General features: G+C 65.4%; 15 protein-coding genes. 8 read left to right on the top strand and 7 right to left on the bottom strand.

Annotation, left to right across the window (positions count from 1 at the left end; translation table 11 throughout):
- Positions 1 to 118: 118 nt before the first annotated feature.
- The gene (locus tag A7Q26_RS17060) at positions 119 to 370 is read left to right on the top strand and encodes a hypothetical protein (RefSeq protein WP_443018168.1); all 252 of its coding nucleotides are present in this window, start codon (positions 119 to 121) and stop codon (positions 368 to 370) included.
- 3 nt (positions 371 to 373) lie between these two features.
- On the opposite strand, the gene A7Q26_RS17055 is transcribed toward A7Q26_RS17060, so the two are convergent.
- The gene (locus A7Q26_RS17055) at positions 374 to 1,102 is read right to left on the bottom strand and encodes a CDP-alcohol phosphatidyltransferase family protein (protein ID WP_066862866.1); all 729 of its coding nucleotides are present in this window, start codon (positions 1,100 to 1,102) and stop codon (positions 374 to 376) included.
- A 208-nt stretch (positions 1,103 to 1,310) separates the two neighbouring features.
- Complete coding sequence (locus A7Q26_RS17050) at positions 1,311 to 2,045, bottom strand: phosphatidylserine decarboxylase (protein ID WP_066861897.1); 735 nt, start codon at positions 2,043 to 2,045, stop codon at positions 1,311 to 1,313.
- A 160-nt stretch (positions 2,046 to 2,205) separates the two neighbouring features.
- On the opposite strand from A7Q26_RS17050, the gene A7Q26_RS17045 reads away from it, so the two are divergent.
- From A7Q26_RS17045 to A7Q26_RS25285, 3 genes are all read left to right on the top strand, one after another.
- Entirely contained in the window at positions 2,206 to 3,429 is a 1,224-nt protein-coding gene (locus tag A7Q26_RS17045) for an NADP-dependent isocitrate dehydrogenase (protein WP_066861894.1), read from the top strand.
- 109 nt (positions 3,430 to 3,538) lie between these two features.
- Positions 3,539 to 5,152, top strand: coding sequence for a bifunctional GNAT family N-acetyltransferase/carbon-nitrogen hydrolase family protein (locus A7Q26_RS17040; protein WP_066862863.1), 1,614 nt, complete (start codon positions 3,539 to 3,541; stop codon positions 5,150 to 5,152).
- 140 nt (positions 5,153 to 5,292) lie between these two features.
- On the top strand, positions 5,293 to 5,607 hold the full coding sequence (locus tag A7Q26_RS25285; protein WP_157102591.1) for a hypothetical protein: 315 nt from the start codon (positions 5,293 to 5,295) through the stop codon (positions 5,605 to 5,607).
- A 77-nt stretch (positions 5,608 to 5,684) separates the two neighbouring features.
- Here the strand turns inward: A7Q26_RS25285 and nagZ are convergent, their stop codons facing one another.
- From nagZ to A7Q26_RS17020, 4 genes are all read right to left on the bottom strand, one after another.
- Positions 5,685 to 6,698, bottom strand: coding sequence for a beta-N-acetylhexosaminidase (gene nagZ, locus A7Q26_RS17035; protein WP_066861893.1), 1,014 nt, complete (start codon positions 6,696 to 6,698; stop codon positions 5,685 to 5,687).
- Positions 6,699 to 6,783: 85 nt separating this feature from the next.
- Positions 6,784 to 7,500 carry an SPOR domain-containing protein gene (locus A7Q26_RS17030; RefSeq protein ID WP_066861890.1) on the bottom strand — a complete coding sequence of 239 codons (717 nt, stop codon included), beginning with the start codon at positions 7,498 to 7,500 and terminating at the stop codon, positions 6,784 to 6,786.
- Between the two features lie 19 nt (positions 7,501 to 7,519).
- The gene (argS, locus tag A7Q26_RS17025; RefSeq protein ID WP_066861888.1) at positions 7,520 to 9,247 is read right to left on the bottom strand and encodes an arginine--tRNA ligase; all 1,728 of its coding nucleotides are present in this window, start codon (positions 9,245 to 9,247) and stop codon (positions 7,520 to 7,522) included.
- Positions 9,248 to 9,360: 113 nt separating this feature from the next.
- Positions 9,361 to 9,969, bottom strand: a complete 609-nt coding sequence (locus A7Q26_RS17020; protein ID WP_066862861.1) for a hypothetical protein — start codon at positions 9,967 to 9,969, stop codon at positions 9,361 to 9,363.
- A 188-nt stretch (positions 9,970 to 10,157) separates the two neighbouring features.
- Here A7Q26_RS17020 and ispH point away from each other — a divergent pair, with 188 nt between their 5' ends.
- The 4 genes from ispH to A7Q26_RS17000 all read left to right on the top strand — a co-directional run bounded on the left by ispH (position 10,158) and on the right by A7Q26_RS17000 (position 13,168).
- The gene (gene ispH / locus A7Q26_RS17015; RefSeq protein ID WP_066861886.1) at positions 10,158 to 11,117 is read left to right on the top strand and encodes a 4-hydroxy-3-methylbut-2-enyl diphosphate reductase; all 960 of its coding nucleotides are present in this window, start codon (positions 10,158 to 10,160) and stop codon (positions 11,115 to 11,117) included.
- Positions 11,118 to 11,120: 3 nt separating this feature from the next.
- Complete coding sequence (gene thrB, locus A7Q26_RS17010; protein ID WP_066861884.1) at positions 11,121 to 12,098, top strand: homoserine kinase; 978 nt, start codon at positions 11,121 to 11,123, stop codon at positions 12,096 to 12,098.
- Between the two features lie 84 nt (positions 12,099 to 12,182).
- Positions 12,183 to 12,629 carry a ribonuclease HI gene (rnhA, locus tag A7Q26_RS17005; RefSeq protein ID WP_066861883.1) on the top strand — a complete coding sequence of 149 codons (447 nt, stop codon included), beginning with the start codon at positions 12,183 to 12,185 and terminating at the stop codon, positions 12,627 to 12,629.
- Between the two features lie 95 nt (positions 12,630 to 12,724).
- The gene (locus tag A7Q26_RS17000; protein WP_066861880.1) at positions 12,725 to 13,168 is read left to right on the top strand and encodes a hypothetical protein; all 444 of its coding nucleotides are present in this window, start codon (positions 12,725 to 12,727) and stop codon (positions 13,166 to 13,168) included.
- Positions 13,169 to 13,217: 49 nt separating this feature from the next.
- Here the strand turns inward: A7Q26_RS17000 and A7Q26_RS26185 are convergent.
- On the bottom strand, positions 13,218 to 13,309 hold a 92-nt coding region (locus A7Q26_RS26185; RefSeq protein ID WP_157102590.1), incomplete at its 5' end, for a DUF1508 domain-containing protein.

Genomic DNA, 13,309 nt, shown 5'->3' with positions numbered 1-13,309 from the left:
CGCGAAAAAAAGCAAATGCAAGGGTTGACGCCGTTCTTCCATGAGAACATAAAGGGAACAGACGGAACAAATACGGTCAGCCGCCGTTCATGCCGTCATAGTGAGCCATGCCGTGCAAATGGCAAGACAGAAAGTGATCGCCATGTTCACTCTTGTTGCTGCGACCCTGTTTTCCGCCGCCTTCCTGCTGGCGGTCGCCACCATCGCCTGGATGTTCGCGGCCTATCATGACAAGATGGTGGCCGCCCTGCTGTTCCAGCCGATCCCGCAGACGCCTCAGGTCTACCATATCCGCGTCAGCCGCCCGCGCGTGACCCACGGCCTGCGCAAGGCCAGCCTTCCCCTTCCTGCCGGCGGCCTGACCGCCTGACCGTCAGGCGGCGCCCGCCGCCGCCTGACGCTGGCGCCTGACCTTGGCGTAGGACAGGATGCCGAAGGGGATGAGCGCGATATAGCCGGCGCACAGGATCAACAGGGTCAGCCAGGGGTCTGTCACCAGCAATGCCGCCATCAGCCCCGCCACCGCGATCGCCTCCAGCCGGATGCGCTTGCGCAGCCGCAGCGCCGACCAGCTGTAGGTCGCGATGTTGGAGATCATCAGGAACGCGGTGAAGGCCGTCCAGGGCGCGACCACATACCAGGCGCGGAAAAACGCCTCGCCCGTCACCAGCCAGAGATAGAGCGGCACGAAGGCCAGCCCCGCGCCTGCGGGTGCGGGAACGCCGGTCAGGAAGCCCGCCGATTTGTGCGGCTGCTCGTCGGCGTCGATATTGGCGTTGAAGCGCGCCAGCCGCAGCGCGCAGGACAGCGCATGGGCCAGCGCGAAGATCCAGCCGAATTTCGGCATGGCGTGCAGCGACCACAAATAAAGGATCAGCGCCGGGGCGACGCCGAACGCGATCGAATCGGACAGGGAATCGAGTTCCGCGCCGAACCGGCTCTCGCCGCGCAGCAGCCGCGCGATCCGCCCGTCCAGCCCGTCCAGCACACCCGCGAACAGGATGGATAGCACCGCCCGCTCCCAATCGCCCGAAATGCCGTAGCGCACGCCGGTCAGGCCGAAGCACAGCGCCATCGCCGTCACCGCATTGGGCGCCAGCATCCGCAGGGTGATACCCCGCCGCAGCCCCGGCGGCACCGCGCGACGCTGGCGGCTCATGGCGCCACCGTCACGGCGCTGGCCCCGACCGAAGTTTCCGTCTGCCCCGAGCATGTCGAAGGGCTCTTCCTCGCGGACGCATGGCGCGAGGAAAGAGCCGGGGCTTCGACTGGCGCGGCCCGAACGGCGACAGAGGCAAGGTCCATCAGGATCACTGCTGGATGCCCGCCACGACGCGGCGGTCACCGATCTGGCCCAATATGGTTTCGCCCGCGACGGTACGCTGGCCCAGGATCACGCGCGGCGCGGTCCCGGCGGGCAGATAGACATCGACGCGGCTGCCGAAACGGATGAGGCCGATGCGCTGTCCCGCCGCGACCATGTCGCCGGGCTTGACGAAGGGCACGATACGCCGCGCCACCAGGCCGGCGATCTGGGTAAAGCCGACGCGCAATCCGTCATGCCGCTCGACCAGGATATGCTGGCGCTCATTATCCTCGCTCGCCTTGTCCAGGTCCGCGTTCAGGAACTTGCCCGAAATATAGACCACCGACTTCACCGTCCCGCCGATGGGGGTGCGGTTGATATGGACGTCGAACACGCTCATGAAAATGGACACGCGGATCAGCGGCTGGTCGCCCAGTCCGTTGGCGCCCGCCATCTCGCGCGGCGGCGGCACGCGCTGGATCAGCGTCACCAGGCCATCGGCGGGCGCGATGATAGCGCCTTCGTCCTGCGGCACCGCCCGTACCGGATCGCGGAAGAAGGCGAAGACCCAGATCGTCACCATGACCATCAGCCAGCCCAATATCTCCCATCCCACCAGGAACAGGAGGCCGGTGATCGCAGCGGCGATCAGGCCGAACTTCATCCCCTCCGGATGGACCGAAGGGAAGCGCCATTTGACATTGCCGCCAGCGGCAATCGTGATCTCGTCATTCTCCATGGGCACCGTCTTTAGGGAGAGACTGTTGCGCTGACAACGACCGATCCCGGTCGGGGGTCCATCGGCGGCAGATTCATGGCCCTGGGCAGTTGAACATTGCCGCCGCTTTCCTTAGGGGCGTCCCATAATTCCACCCAAGAGAAGAAGGCGAATAGGCGCTATGGCGAAGATCAAGGTGAAAAACCCCGTCGTGGAGATCGACGGCGACGAAATGACCCGGATCATCTGGGAATGGATCCGTGAGCGCCTGATCCTGCCCTATCTCGACATCGACCTCAAATATTACGACCTGTCCGTCCAGAAGCGCGACGAGACCAACGACCAGATCACGATCGATTCCGCCAACGCGATCAAGCAATATGGCGTCGGCGTGAAGTGCGCCACCATCACCCCCGACGAACAGCGCGTCGAGGAATTCAACCTCAAGTCGATGTGGAAGTCGCCCAACGGCACGATCCGCAACATCCTGGGCGGCGTCGTGTTCCGCGAACCGATCGTCATCTCCAACGTGCCGCGCCTCATCCCCGGCTGGACCAAGCCGATCGTCGTGGGCCGTCACGCCTTTGGCGACCAGTATCGCGCCACCGACTTCCGCGTGCCCGGCGCCGGCAAGCTGCGCCTGGTGTTCGAGGGCAATGACGGCGAAGTGATCGACCGCGAAGTGTTCGACTTCCCCGGATCGGGCGTCGCGATGGCGATGTACAATCTCGATGATTCGATCCGCGACTTCGCCCGCGCCTCCTTCAACTATGGCCTCAACCTGAAGTGGCCGGTCTATCTCTCGACCAAGAACACCATCCTCAAAGCCTATGACGGCCGCTTCAAGGATCTGTTCCAGGAAGTGTTCGAGACCGAGGGCTTCGCGCAGAAGTTCAAGGACGCCGGCATCGTCTATGAGCATCGCCTGATCGACGACATGGTCGCCTCGGCGCTCAAGTGGAGCGGCGAATTCGTGTGGGCGTGCAAGAATTATGACGGCGACGTCCAGTCGGACCAGGTGGCGCAGGGCTTTGGCTCGCTCGGCCTCATGACCTCGGTCCTGCTCTCGCCCGACGGCAAGACCGTGGAAGCCGAAGCCGCGCACGGCACCGTCACCCGTCACTATCGCCAGCACCAGCAGGGCAAGGCGACCTCGACCAATCCGATCGCCTCGATCTTCGCCTGGACCGGCGGCCTCAAGTTCCGCGGCAAGTTCGACGACACGCCCGATGTGGTGCGCTTCGCCGAAACGCTGGAGAAGGTCTGCATCCAGACCGTCGAAAGCGGCGCGATGACCAAGGATCTGGCGCTGCTGATCGGCCCGGAACAGGCCTGGATGACCACCGAGCAGTTCTTCGAGGCGATCCGCTCCAACCTCGAAACCGAAATGGGCAAGTGGAACTGAGGGCACGGAACTGATCCGGCCCCTTACGGTTTCAATACGGTAACGGAACGAGGCGGCGCCGCATCCCGGCGCCGCCTTTTTCATGGGCAGGAACGAACGGGAGACGATTGTGACGACCACCGCGAAGAAGCGCCTCGAAGTCCGCGCGGCCGTGCCGACCGACGTGCGCGGCATCCAGCGGCTGATCGCCCGCGCCTATCCCGGTATGCCCAATTATTCGCTCGCCACCATCCGCGGCCAGATCAACAATTTTCCCAATGGCTGCTTCGTCGCCCTCTATGACAACAAGGTGGTGGGCTATTGCGCGACCATGCGCGTCAGCAAGAGCATGGCCTTTTCCCCGCATGACTGGGAAGAGATCACCGCCAACGGCTTCGGCACCCGCCACAGCGCGGCGGGCGAATGGCTCTATGGCTATGAAATGGCGGTCGATCCCAAGCTGCGCGGCCTGCGCATCGGACAGCGCCTCTACGACGAGCGCAAGGAACTGGCCGAGGAACTCGACCTGCACGGCATCGTCATCGCCGGCCGGATGCCCGGCTATGCCCGCGCCAAGCGCCGCGTCGGCAGCCCGGCCGACTATCTCGACAAGGTGATCCAGGGCAAGCTGCGCGACCAGGTCATCAGCTTCCAGCTCAAGAACCAGTTCGAACCGCTGGGCGTGCTCGAAAACTACCTCCCCGAGGACAAGCAGTCGGACGGCCACGCCGCCCATCTGGTTTGGCGCAATCCCTATGTCGATCCCGACGAAGCGCCAGAAATGCGCGTGCCGCGCGGCGTCGAGAGCGTCCGCCTCGCCACCTGCCAGTTGCAGGCCCGCGCGGTGCAGGATTTCGACGAATTCATCCGCAACATCGAATATTTCGTCGATGTCGCCGCCGATTATCGCTCGGACTTCATCGTCTTTCCCGAGCTCTTCACCCTCCCCCTCCTCTCCTTCGAGACGAAGAAGCTCAATCCGGTCGAGGCGATCGACAGGCTCACCGGCTACACCCCGCGCCTGACGAAGGAACTGACACGGATGGCGCTGGAATATAATATCAACATCATCGGCGGATCGCATCCCACCCGCGCCGATGATGGCGACATTCAGAATATCGCCTATGTCGCCCTGCGCGACGGATCGGTCCACACCCAGGAAAAAATCCACCCGACGCCGAACGAAGCCTTCTGGTGGAACATCAAGGGCGGCGACGCGCTGGACGTGATCCAGACCGACTGCGGCCCGATCGGCGTGCTCATCTGCTATGACAGCGAATTTCCCGAACTGGCCCGTCGCCTGGTCGACCAGGGCGCGCGCATCATCTTCGTGCCCTTCTGCACCGACTCGCGCCTGGGCTATATGCGCGTGCGCTATTGCGCGCAGGCCCGCGCGATCGAAAATCAATGCTATGTCGTGATGTCCGGCAATGTCGGCAATCTCCCGAACGTCGACAATATGGACATTCAATATGCCCAGAGCGCGATCCTGACGCCCTGCGACCTGCCCTTCGCCCGCGACGGCATCGCGGCCGAATCCACCGAGAATGTCGAAACGCTCACCATGGCGGACGTGAACCTCGCCGACCTCAGCTGGGCGCGGGCGGAAGGCACGGTCCGCAACCTGCGCGACCGGCGCTTCGACCTCTACCATATCGACTGGGACAGCAATCCCGACCACGGCCATGCGCCCAGCGGCGGCCCGGTCCCGGCGGGCGGGCATAATTCACCGGGCGGCGGGTAAGGGGCACATCCGTTCGTCCGGTGCGGTACGGATCGATCCTGACGGTGTTGAAACGACCATTTCTCGACGTTCATCGTAGATGCCGCTGTCGCCTAAAGCGGACCTTGAGCCGCGTCCCACCTTCTGGCATCAATTCTCTGATGAAGCAGTTGAGCAAAACGCCTTCACGCCCATTCGGCCCGATCAGGTCTGGCGCGCCGGTTGTGCCTGATCGCTCTCTTGAACTGATTTATCTTGGGGCTGGCGGCATACTTGCGGCCCTATCACTTGTTCTTATAGGCTATATCTGGCTTCAACTTCAGATGCCGGAAGCGGCGCTTTGGTTACTGCCTGTTCCACTGATCTCGGCCTTATTTATCATACCTGCCATGACAGCCCGTAGAGAACGGCTAAACATAGAAATTGCGCACGCACGCTATCAAGAAGGTCTTAGAAAGGCGTTTTCTGAGCTTTAAGCAGACAGTCCTCTCCCCACCCCTTCTCGTCGTTGCATTACAGCCCCATCCGCAACAGCCGGCCCTGCCCGCCGGGATCAGGCCACCACCGGAGCCAGCAGTTGGTCCCGCGTCGCGAGCAGTTGCTCCAGCGGCGGCTGGTCGCTGCCGCGCGTCACGCTGGCCATGGCGCGATCGAGCCGGGCCCTCGACGCCGGGTCGATCTCCGGCAGGGCCGCCGCAATCCCGATCATGTCGTCCATCCGTCCCCAGCAGTTGAGCGCCAGGTCGCATCCGGCGGCGACGACACCCGCCGCCAGTTCGGCGATGCTGCCCCGGAGCGCCTTCATGTCGAGGTCGTCCGACATCAGCAGGCCGGTAAAGCCGATCCGTTCGCGGATGATCTCCCCGATCACGGTCGGGGAAAGACTGGCGGGCCGCTCCGCGTCCCAGGCGGTGTAGACGACATGCGCCGTCATCCCCATCGGCGCGTCGCGCAGCGTGCGGAACGGCGCGATGTCGGTTTCCAGCGCGTTCAGGTTCGCATCCACCACCGGCAATTCCAGATGGCTGTCGACCAGCGCGCGGCCATGGCCCGGCATATGTTTGACGATGCCGACCACCCCGCCCTCGGCCAGCCCCTCCAGCACGGCGCGGCCCAGAGCCGCCACTCGCATCGGCTCCGCACCCAGCGTCCGGTCGCCCATGATGTCGCTCGCGCCCTCCTGCCGCACGTCGAGCAGGGGCAGCGCATCGACGGTGATGCCCGCTTCCGCCAGCGTCAGCGCGATCGCCCGCGCATTGGCGTGCGCGGCCGCGATCGCGCTGGACGGCGCGACATCGTAGAGCCGGTCGAACAGCGCGCCGGGCGGGAAGCTGGGCCAGACCGGGCCTTGCATCCGGGTGACGCGGCCGCCCTCCTGATCGATCATGATCAGCAGGTCGTCGCGTCCATGGAGGGACCGAAGATCGTCTGTCAGGGCGCGCAGCTGCGCCCGGTCGACGATATTGCGCTTGAAGAGGATATAGCCCGCCGGCTCCGCCTCGGCGAAGAAGGCGCGCTCGTCGGGGGTCAGGGTTTCGCCGGCCAGGCCGAAGATTACGGGCTTCATGCGCCCGATCCTAGCGCCGCCCGCGCCCCCTGTCGAAGCGCAAATGGCGGGGCGACCATAACCAGCGGTCGCCGCCGGCCCTCGTTCAGTTCACCACCATGCAGCTTTCGCCCGCGACCTTGAGCTTGCCGCAGATCATGCTCGCCTGGGCGCCCGCGCTGGCGCGCAGGCGATAGACGGTGCCGCCGCCGACCTGCGCCTCTTCGATCGTGGTGGCGAGCGGGGCGAGATAGGCGAAGCGCTTGGACAGGCGGCTCCAGCCATCCTTGGCCACCGCCGCGCTGCCATAGGCGCCGAGCTGGATCGTGCCGCTGCTGGCGGTCGCGCGGGGCGCCGTGGCCGGCCGGGCGGCGGTTTCGTCGGCGACGCGGGCCGACACACTCTGCCCGGCGCGCGGGGCGACGGCGGGCCTGGCATTGGCGGGCGCGGGCGCGGTGCCGGTGATCGGCGCCTCGGGCACGCGGCTCGGATCGATCCGGCCGTCACGCGCCACGCCTTCGCTCGCGGCATAGCTGGCGTCGCCCTCACCGTCGAACTTCTTGGCGTCGGCCTCCTGCGCCGGGATCTTGTAGTCCCCCTGGGGCGCCGCGATCAGCTTCCCTTCGCCGGCCGCGCCGCCGCTGCGGTTCTGCACCCACCAGACGCCGGCCACGACAGCGCCGATCAGCGCCAGCCCGACCAGGATCAGCCCCAGCAGGCGCAACGGCGACAGCCGCTCCTCCTCCTCGTCCATGGCCGGCTCCAGCCAGGGCAGCCGATCCTCGTCATCCAGATCGAGTCGACCGCGCGCATAGTCGCCCATCGTCAGAAAACCTCGCTTGTCACTGCATCTCGGTCAGGGCGGCCACGCCCATCAGGGCCAGGCCGTTGCGGATAATCTGCCCTATTCCCTGGGCCAGGAAAAGGCGGCTAGCCGTAATCGCCGGTTCATCGGCCAAAATGACACGCGCGCGCGGATCGTCATTGCCCATGTTCCACCAGCCATGGAAGGCTGACGCCAAGTCATTGAGATAGAAAGCGATCCTGTGCGGCTCACGAGCCTGCGCCGACCCTTCTACCACGCGGGGGAACTGCGCGGCGAGCTTGACCATCGCCAGCTCCGCCGTCCCAAGAAGGGACAGGTCGGGCGCGGGCAGGTCGATCCCGGCCTCCTGCGCGCGGCGGCCGAGCGAGGAAATGCGCGCATGGGCGTACTGGACATAGAAGACCGGGTTGTCCTTCGATGCCTCCACCACCTTGGCGAAATCAAAGTCCATCTGCGCGTCCGCCTTGCGCGTCAGCATGGTGAAGCGGACGACATCCTTGCCTACTTCCTTGACCACGTCCGCCAGAGTCACGAAATTGCCGGCGCGCTTGGACATCTTCACCGGTTCGCCGTCGCGCAGCAGGCGGACCATCTGGATCAGCTTGACGTCGAAGCGTGCCCGCCCTTCCGTCAGCGCCGCGACGGCGGCCTGGATGCGCTTCACCGTCCCTGCGTGGTCCGCGCCCCAGATGTCGATCAACTGGTCGGCGCTCTCGGCCTTCTGGTAATGATAGGCCATGTCCGCGCCGAAATAGGTCCACGACCCGTTCGACTTCTTGATCGGCCGGTCCTGATCGTCGCCGAATTTGGTCGAGCGGAACAGCGGCAATTCCACCGGCTCCCAGTCGTCGGGCAGCTCGCCCTTGGGCGCTTCCAGCACGCCGTCATAGACCAGGTCATGCGCGCGCAGCCAGGCTTCGGCTTCGTCCGGCTTGCCCGCCGCCTGCAATGCGGCCTCCGACGAAAAAATGTCGTGATGGATGCCCAGCAGCGCCAGGTCGCTGCGGATCATGTCCATCATCCTCGCCACGGCGAAGGTGCGGAACGTCACCAGCCAGTCGCCCTCCGGCGCGCCCACGAAGCGGTCGCCATATTCGGCCGCCAGCGCCTGCCCTACCGGGACCAGATAGTCGCCCGGATACAGCCCCTGGGGAATCTCGCCGACATCCTCGCCCAGCGCCTCGCGGTAGCGAAGATGCGCCGACCGGGCGAGCACGTCCACCTGGCCGCCCGCGTCATTGATATAATATTCGCGGATCACCTTGTGCCCGGCATATTCGAGCAGCGTGGCGAGCGCGTCGCCCACCACCGCGCCGCGGCAATGGCCCATGTGCATCGGCCCGGTCGGGTTGGCCGAGACATATTCGACGTTGACGGTGACGCCCTGGCCGAAGTCGGAACGGCCATAATCCGCCGCGTCGGCGTGGATCGCAGCCAGTTCCGCGCGCCAGGTGGCGTCTGTCAGGGTCAGGTTGATGAAGCCGGGACCGGCGATGGCGGCGCTTTCGACCTCATCCAGCGCCTGGAGCCTGGTGACGATCGCATCGGCCAGCGCGCGCGGATTGGTGCCGGCGGGCTTGGCCAGCACCATTGCCGCATTGGTGGCCAGGTCGCCATGCGACGGATCGCGCGGCGGCTCGACCGTCACCGGCTTGCGGTTGAGCCCGGCGGGCAGTACGCCATCGGCCTCCAGCGCGTCGAGCACGGCATCGAGATGGGCGGTGAAACGGGTATAAAGGGACACGGGCAGTTCCTCGAAAAGCTGTAGACCCGTTCGGGCCGAGCCTGTCGAAGCCCCGTTCTTTTAAGAAGTACGGCCCTTCGACAAGCTCAGGGCGAACGGCATTGGGTTCGCTCTCAGCGGGTCGCGTTATATCGGAGCTGGTCCTGGGTCAGGTTGAAACCCACGAGCAGCTCGAAACTGGTTCGCTGCAACGCCGCCTTGACGTCGGGCTGGGCGAAGGGATCGATTGCGGCGTCGGCATCGCCGGCCTTGCGCTTCTGCGTGATCTTCTGCTGGATGTCGGCCGGCAGCGTGGCGGCGGCCTTGTCGACATAGGAACCGGCCTTGGCCTGCGCGCTGGCACGATATTCGCCCGCCGCGAAGTTCAGCGTCACCTGCCCCACCCGCTTGGCGACCACGGCATTGCCGCCGCGCACCACGGCCGAGAAATAGGGCAGCACCACCTGCCGCGCCGCGCTCGCGTCGCTGCGGCGCCCGTTCACGGTGAAGCTCGCCTCGGTGTAGAATTGCGCGCCGTCCGCGCAGGTCGAACGCAGGTTGGTGATATTCGCCACCACGTCGATCGCCGCGGCATCCGTGCTGCCCGCCGGATTGAACAGGGTGATGTCACCGGTCTGGGCCGGTATCGCCGCCGTCGGACAGGCCGACCGCACAGCGACGATGCCGCCCGTCGCGTCGATCTCGCCCCGGCGCGAACAGCCTGCAAGGGCCAGGGCCAGCATCGATGTCAGGGCGATATGGGACAATTTCACAGGCAGATATTCCTTCGCACGCCTTTTCAGCCCGATGGCCATCGGGCCAGAAGCTTTGCGCTTCCTTATCCATCCCCCGCGCGCCACGCAACCGCCCATCCCCTCCAACCGCAAGGAAGCGGCTTTCCTCCGGAAGAACATTCGCCTAAGCGGCAGACATGACCGATGCGCCCGCAGCCCTGCCGCCCATTACCCTGCTGATCGCCGCCCCGCGCGGCTTCTGCGCCGGGGTCGACCGCGCGATCATCATCGTCGAAAAGGCGATCGAGAAATATGGCGCGCCTGTCTATGTCCGTCACGAAATCGTCCACAACAAATTCGTGGTCGACGGCCTGAAGGCGAAGGGCGCGATCTTCGTCGAGAGCCTGGATCAGGTGCCCGACGGCGTGCCCGTGGTCTTTTCCGCCCATGGCGTGCCCAAGGCGGTACCGGCCAAGGCAGAACGGCGCGGCCTCGACTATCTCGACGCCACCTGCCCGCTGGTCAGCAAGGTCCATCGCCAGGCCGAACGCCAGGTGGACGCAGGCCGCCACATCCTCTTCATCGGCCATCATGGCCATCCGGAGGTGATCGGCACCTTCGGTCAGGTGCCAGAAGGCACTATGACCCTGATCGAGACGGTCGAGGATGCCGAGGCCTTCGCGCCCGCCGACCCCGACAACCTGGCCTTCCTGACCCAGACGACCTTGTCGGTGGACGACACCGCCGCGATCGTGGCGGCGCTCCAGCGCCGCTTCCCGTCCATCAGCGCACCCAAGGGAGAGGACATCTGCTATGCCACCTCCAACCGCCAGACGGCGGTCAAGGCCATCGCCGCGCGGTGCGACGCCCTTTACGTAATCGGTGCGCCCAACAGTTCCAACTCACTTCGGCTGGTGGAAGTGGCGCAGCGCGAAGGCACGCCCGCCCGCCTGATCCAGCGCGCCGACGAGATCGATTTCGACTGGCTGGCGCGTGTGGGCACGCTGGGCCTGACGGCGGGCGCTTCCGCGCCCGAAGTGCTGGTGCGCGAAGTGGTGAACCGCATCGCCACGCGCTTCACCGTCGTCGAGGAGCAGGTGGAAACGGCGCGCGAAAGCATCGCCTTCAAGCTGCCCCGCGGACTGGAGACGGCCTGAGCCATGGCAGTCTACACCCACGTCCCCGCCGAGGATATCGACGCCTTCCTCGCGCGCTATGACGCCGGCCGACTGGTATCGGCCAAGGGCATTGCCGAAGGGGTGGAGAACAGCAATTATATGCTCGAAACCACCGGCGCCGACGGACATGGTCATCGCTATATCCTGACCCTCTATGAAAAGCGGGTGGACGAGGCCGACCTGCCCTTCTTCATGGACCTGCTCGACCATCTGGGCGCGCGCGGCTGTCAGGTTCCGCGCTTCATCGCCGATCGCGAAGGCCGGCGGCTCCAGCAATTATCGGGCCGCCCCGCCTGCCTGATCGAGTTCCTGACCGGCATTTCCGTCACCGAACCCACCCCCGACCAGGCGCGCGCCGCCGGCGTGGCGCTGGGCGAACTGCACAAGGCGGCGCAGGGCTTTGCGGGCGAACGCCGCAACGCGCTCGACAAGGATGGCTGGCACGCGCTGGCGGCCCGATGCGGCGACGATTTCGACGAGATCCAGCCCGGCCTCGCCGCGCGTGTGGCGCAGGAACTCGCCTTCCTCGACGCCCATTGGCCCGCCGACCTGCCCCGGTCGGTGATCCATGCCGATCTGTTCCCCGACAATGTGCTGATGCTGGGGGAGGAGGTGACGGGCCTCATCGACTTCTATTTCAGCTGCACCGACATCCGCGCCTATGACCTGGCGGTCACTCACAGCGCATGGGTGTTCAGCAATGACGGCGCGACCTGGTTCGGCGATCGCGCGGCGGCGCTGGGTGCGGGCTATGCCCGGTCCCATGGCCTGACCGAGGCCGAGCGCGCCGCCTTCCCGATCCTGTGCCGGGGCGCGGCCCTGCGCTTCCTGCTGACGCGCGCCTATGACTGGATCAACACGCCGGCCGATGCGCTGGTGACGCGGAAGGACCCGCTTGCCTATCTGCGCCGGCTGGACTTCTACGCGAAGGCCGACCCGGCGGAATTGCTGGGCGCCTGAGAAACAACATCCGTTCGCTTCGGGCGAAGTCGAGACGCGTCAAGCGCCGTTCTCGACACGCGCGACCCGACCGGAGGAGACATTATGACCGACCTTCCGACCGTAGACATTTTCACCGACGGCGCCTGCAAGGGCAATCCCGGCCCCGGCGGCTGGGGCGCGGTGCTGCGCTTTGGCGACACGGAGAAGGAAATCTCCGGCGGCGAGGCGCAGACCACCAACAACCGCATGGAGATGATGGCCGCGGTCGAGGCGCTCAACACGCTCAAGAAGCCGTGCCACGTCACGCTCCACACCGACAGCAAATATGTGATGGACGGCATCACCAAATGGGTCTTCGGCTGGCAGAAAAAGGGCTGGAGGACCGCCGACAACAAGCCGGTCAAGAATGTCGAGATCTGGCAGGCGTTGCTGAAGGCGGCGGCGCGCCATCAGGTGACGTGGAAATGGGTGAAGGGCCATGCCGGCCACCCCGAAAACGAACGCGCCGACCAACTCGCCTGCGCGGCAGCAGAGACGTTCCGGAAATAGGACGGACCACCGGCGGGCCGGAAGGACCAAAGGCAAAAGCCTGCGCGGCTCCGGACTCTGCTGGCGGGCGGCCTTCTGACTGACAGGCTTTGCGCATGGAACTCAAATTTGTGAAGCGCTCGGGCAAATATGACGAGTTGACCATCCTTCGAGACGAGGGTGCGTCAGAGACGATCCCATGCCCGAAACAAGGCATCATTCCCCATGACATGGTCCATTATGCGGTGGAAAGCGTGCTCGCCCATGGCGGCTTCCTGTCGCTGTTGAAAGATGGTCAGGCAGCGGATTTCACGGCGGGCGGCGGGGACAATGAAGCCGCCGTGGAGCGACTGGTCGAAGCATTCCAGGCTGAAATGTGGGGCGGGCGCGTGTCGGCGGCGGATTTGCTCGCCACCTATCGGCACGCCTGCGATGCACGGGGCCATGGCAGCGTGCCAATATCCGGTAATGATGTCGAGGCCATACGCGTCCGGCTTGACGAGTTGACGGCGCGATGGGCGGCGCTTGCGGTGAACGAAGGGCTCTCCTTGCGCTTCTGATGCCCGCCCCCATGCACGGGGAACGACCAGCGCGTGACCGACGCCCCGCTTATTCCGCCTCTTCGACCGGCGCGCCGGGGCCGTTCTTCAGGATGGAATCGATCGCGTTCTTCGCGCCAGCCTTGTTGGGGTGGACGGCTC

Source organism: Sphingobium sp. TCM1, assembly GCF_001650725.1.
GTDB lineage: Bacteria > Pseudomonadota > Alphaproteobacteria > Sphingomonadales > Sphingomonadaceae > Sphingobium.
The sequence above is the reverse complement of the archived record's forward strand: the minus strand, read 5'-3'. Positions and strand labels throughout refer to the sequence as shown.

Coding starts and splice junctions, on each gene's coding strand:
- A7Q26_RS17000 (WP_066861880.1), top strand. CDS start 12,725: ATGGAACTCAAATTTGTGAAGCGCTCGGGCAAATATGACGAGTTGACC.
- rnhA (WP_066861883.1), top strand. CDS start 12,183: ATGACCGACCTTCCGACCGTAGACATTTTCACCGACGGCGCCTGCAAG.
- A7Q26_RS17030 (WP_066861890.1), bottom strand. CDS start 7,500: ATGGGCGACTATGCGCGCGGTCGACTCGATCTGGATGACGAGGATCGG.
- ispH (WP_066861886.1), top strand. CDS start 10,158: ATGACCGATGCGCCCGCAGCCCTGCCGCCCATTACCCTGCTGATCGCC.
- thrB (WP_066861884.1), top strand. CDS start 11,121: ATGGCAGTCTACACCCACGTCCCCGCCGAGGATATCGACGCCTTCCTC.
- A7Q26_RS17050 (WP_066861897.1), bottom strand. CDS start 2,045: ATGGAGAATGACGAGATCACGATTGCCGCTGGCGGCAATGTCAAATGG.
- A7Q26_RS25285 (WP_157102591.1), top strand. CDS start 5,293: ATGAAGCAGTTGAGCAAAACGCCTTCACGCCCATTCGGCCCGATCAGG.
- A7Q26_RS17045 (WP_066861894.1), top strand. CDS start 2,206: ATGGCGAAGATCAAGGTGAAAAACCCCGTCGTGGAGATCGACGGCGAC.
- A7Q26_RS17060 (WP_443018168.1), top strand. CDS start 119: ATGGCAAGACAGAAAGTGATCGCCATGTTCACTCTTGTTGCTGCGACC.
- A7Q26_RS17055 (WP_066862866.1), bottom strand. CDS start 1,102: ATGCTGGCGCCCAATGCGGTGACGGCGATGGCGCTGTGCTTCGGCCTG.
- nagZ (WP_066861893.1), bottom strand. CDS start 6,698: ATGAAGCCCGTAATCTTCGGCCTGGCCGGCGAAACCCTGACCCCCGAC.
- A7Q26_RS17020 (WP_066862861.1), bottom strand. CDS start 9,969: ATGCTGGCCCTGGCCCTTGCAGGCTGTTCGCGCCGGGGCGAGATCGAC.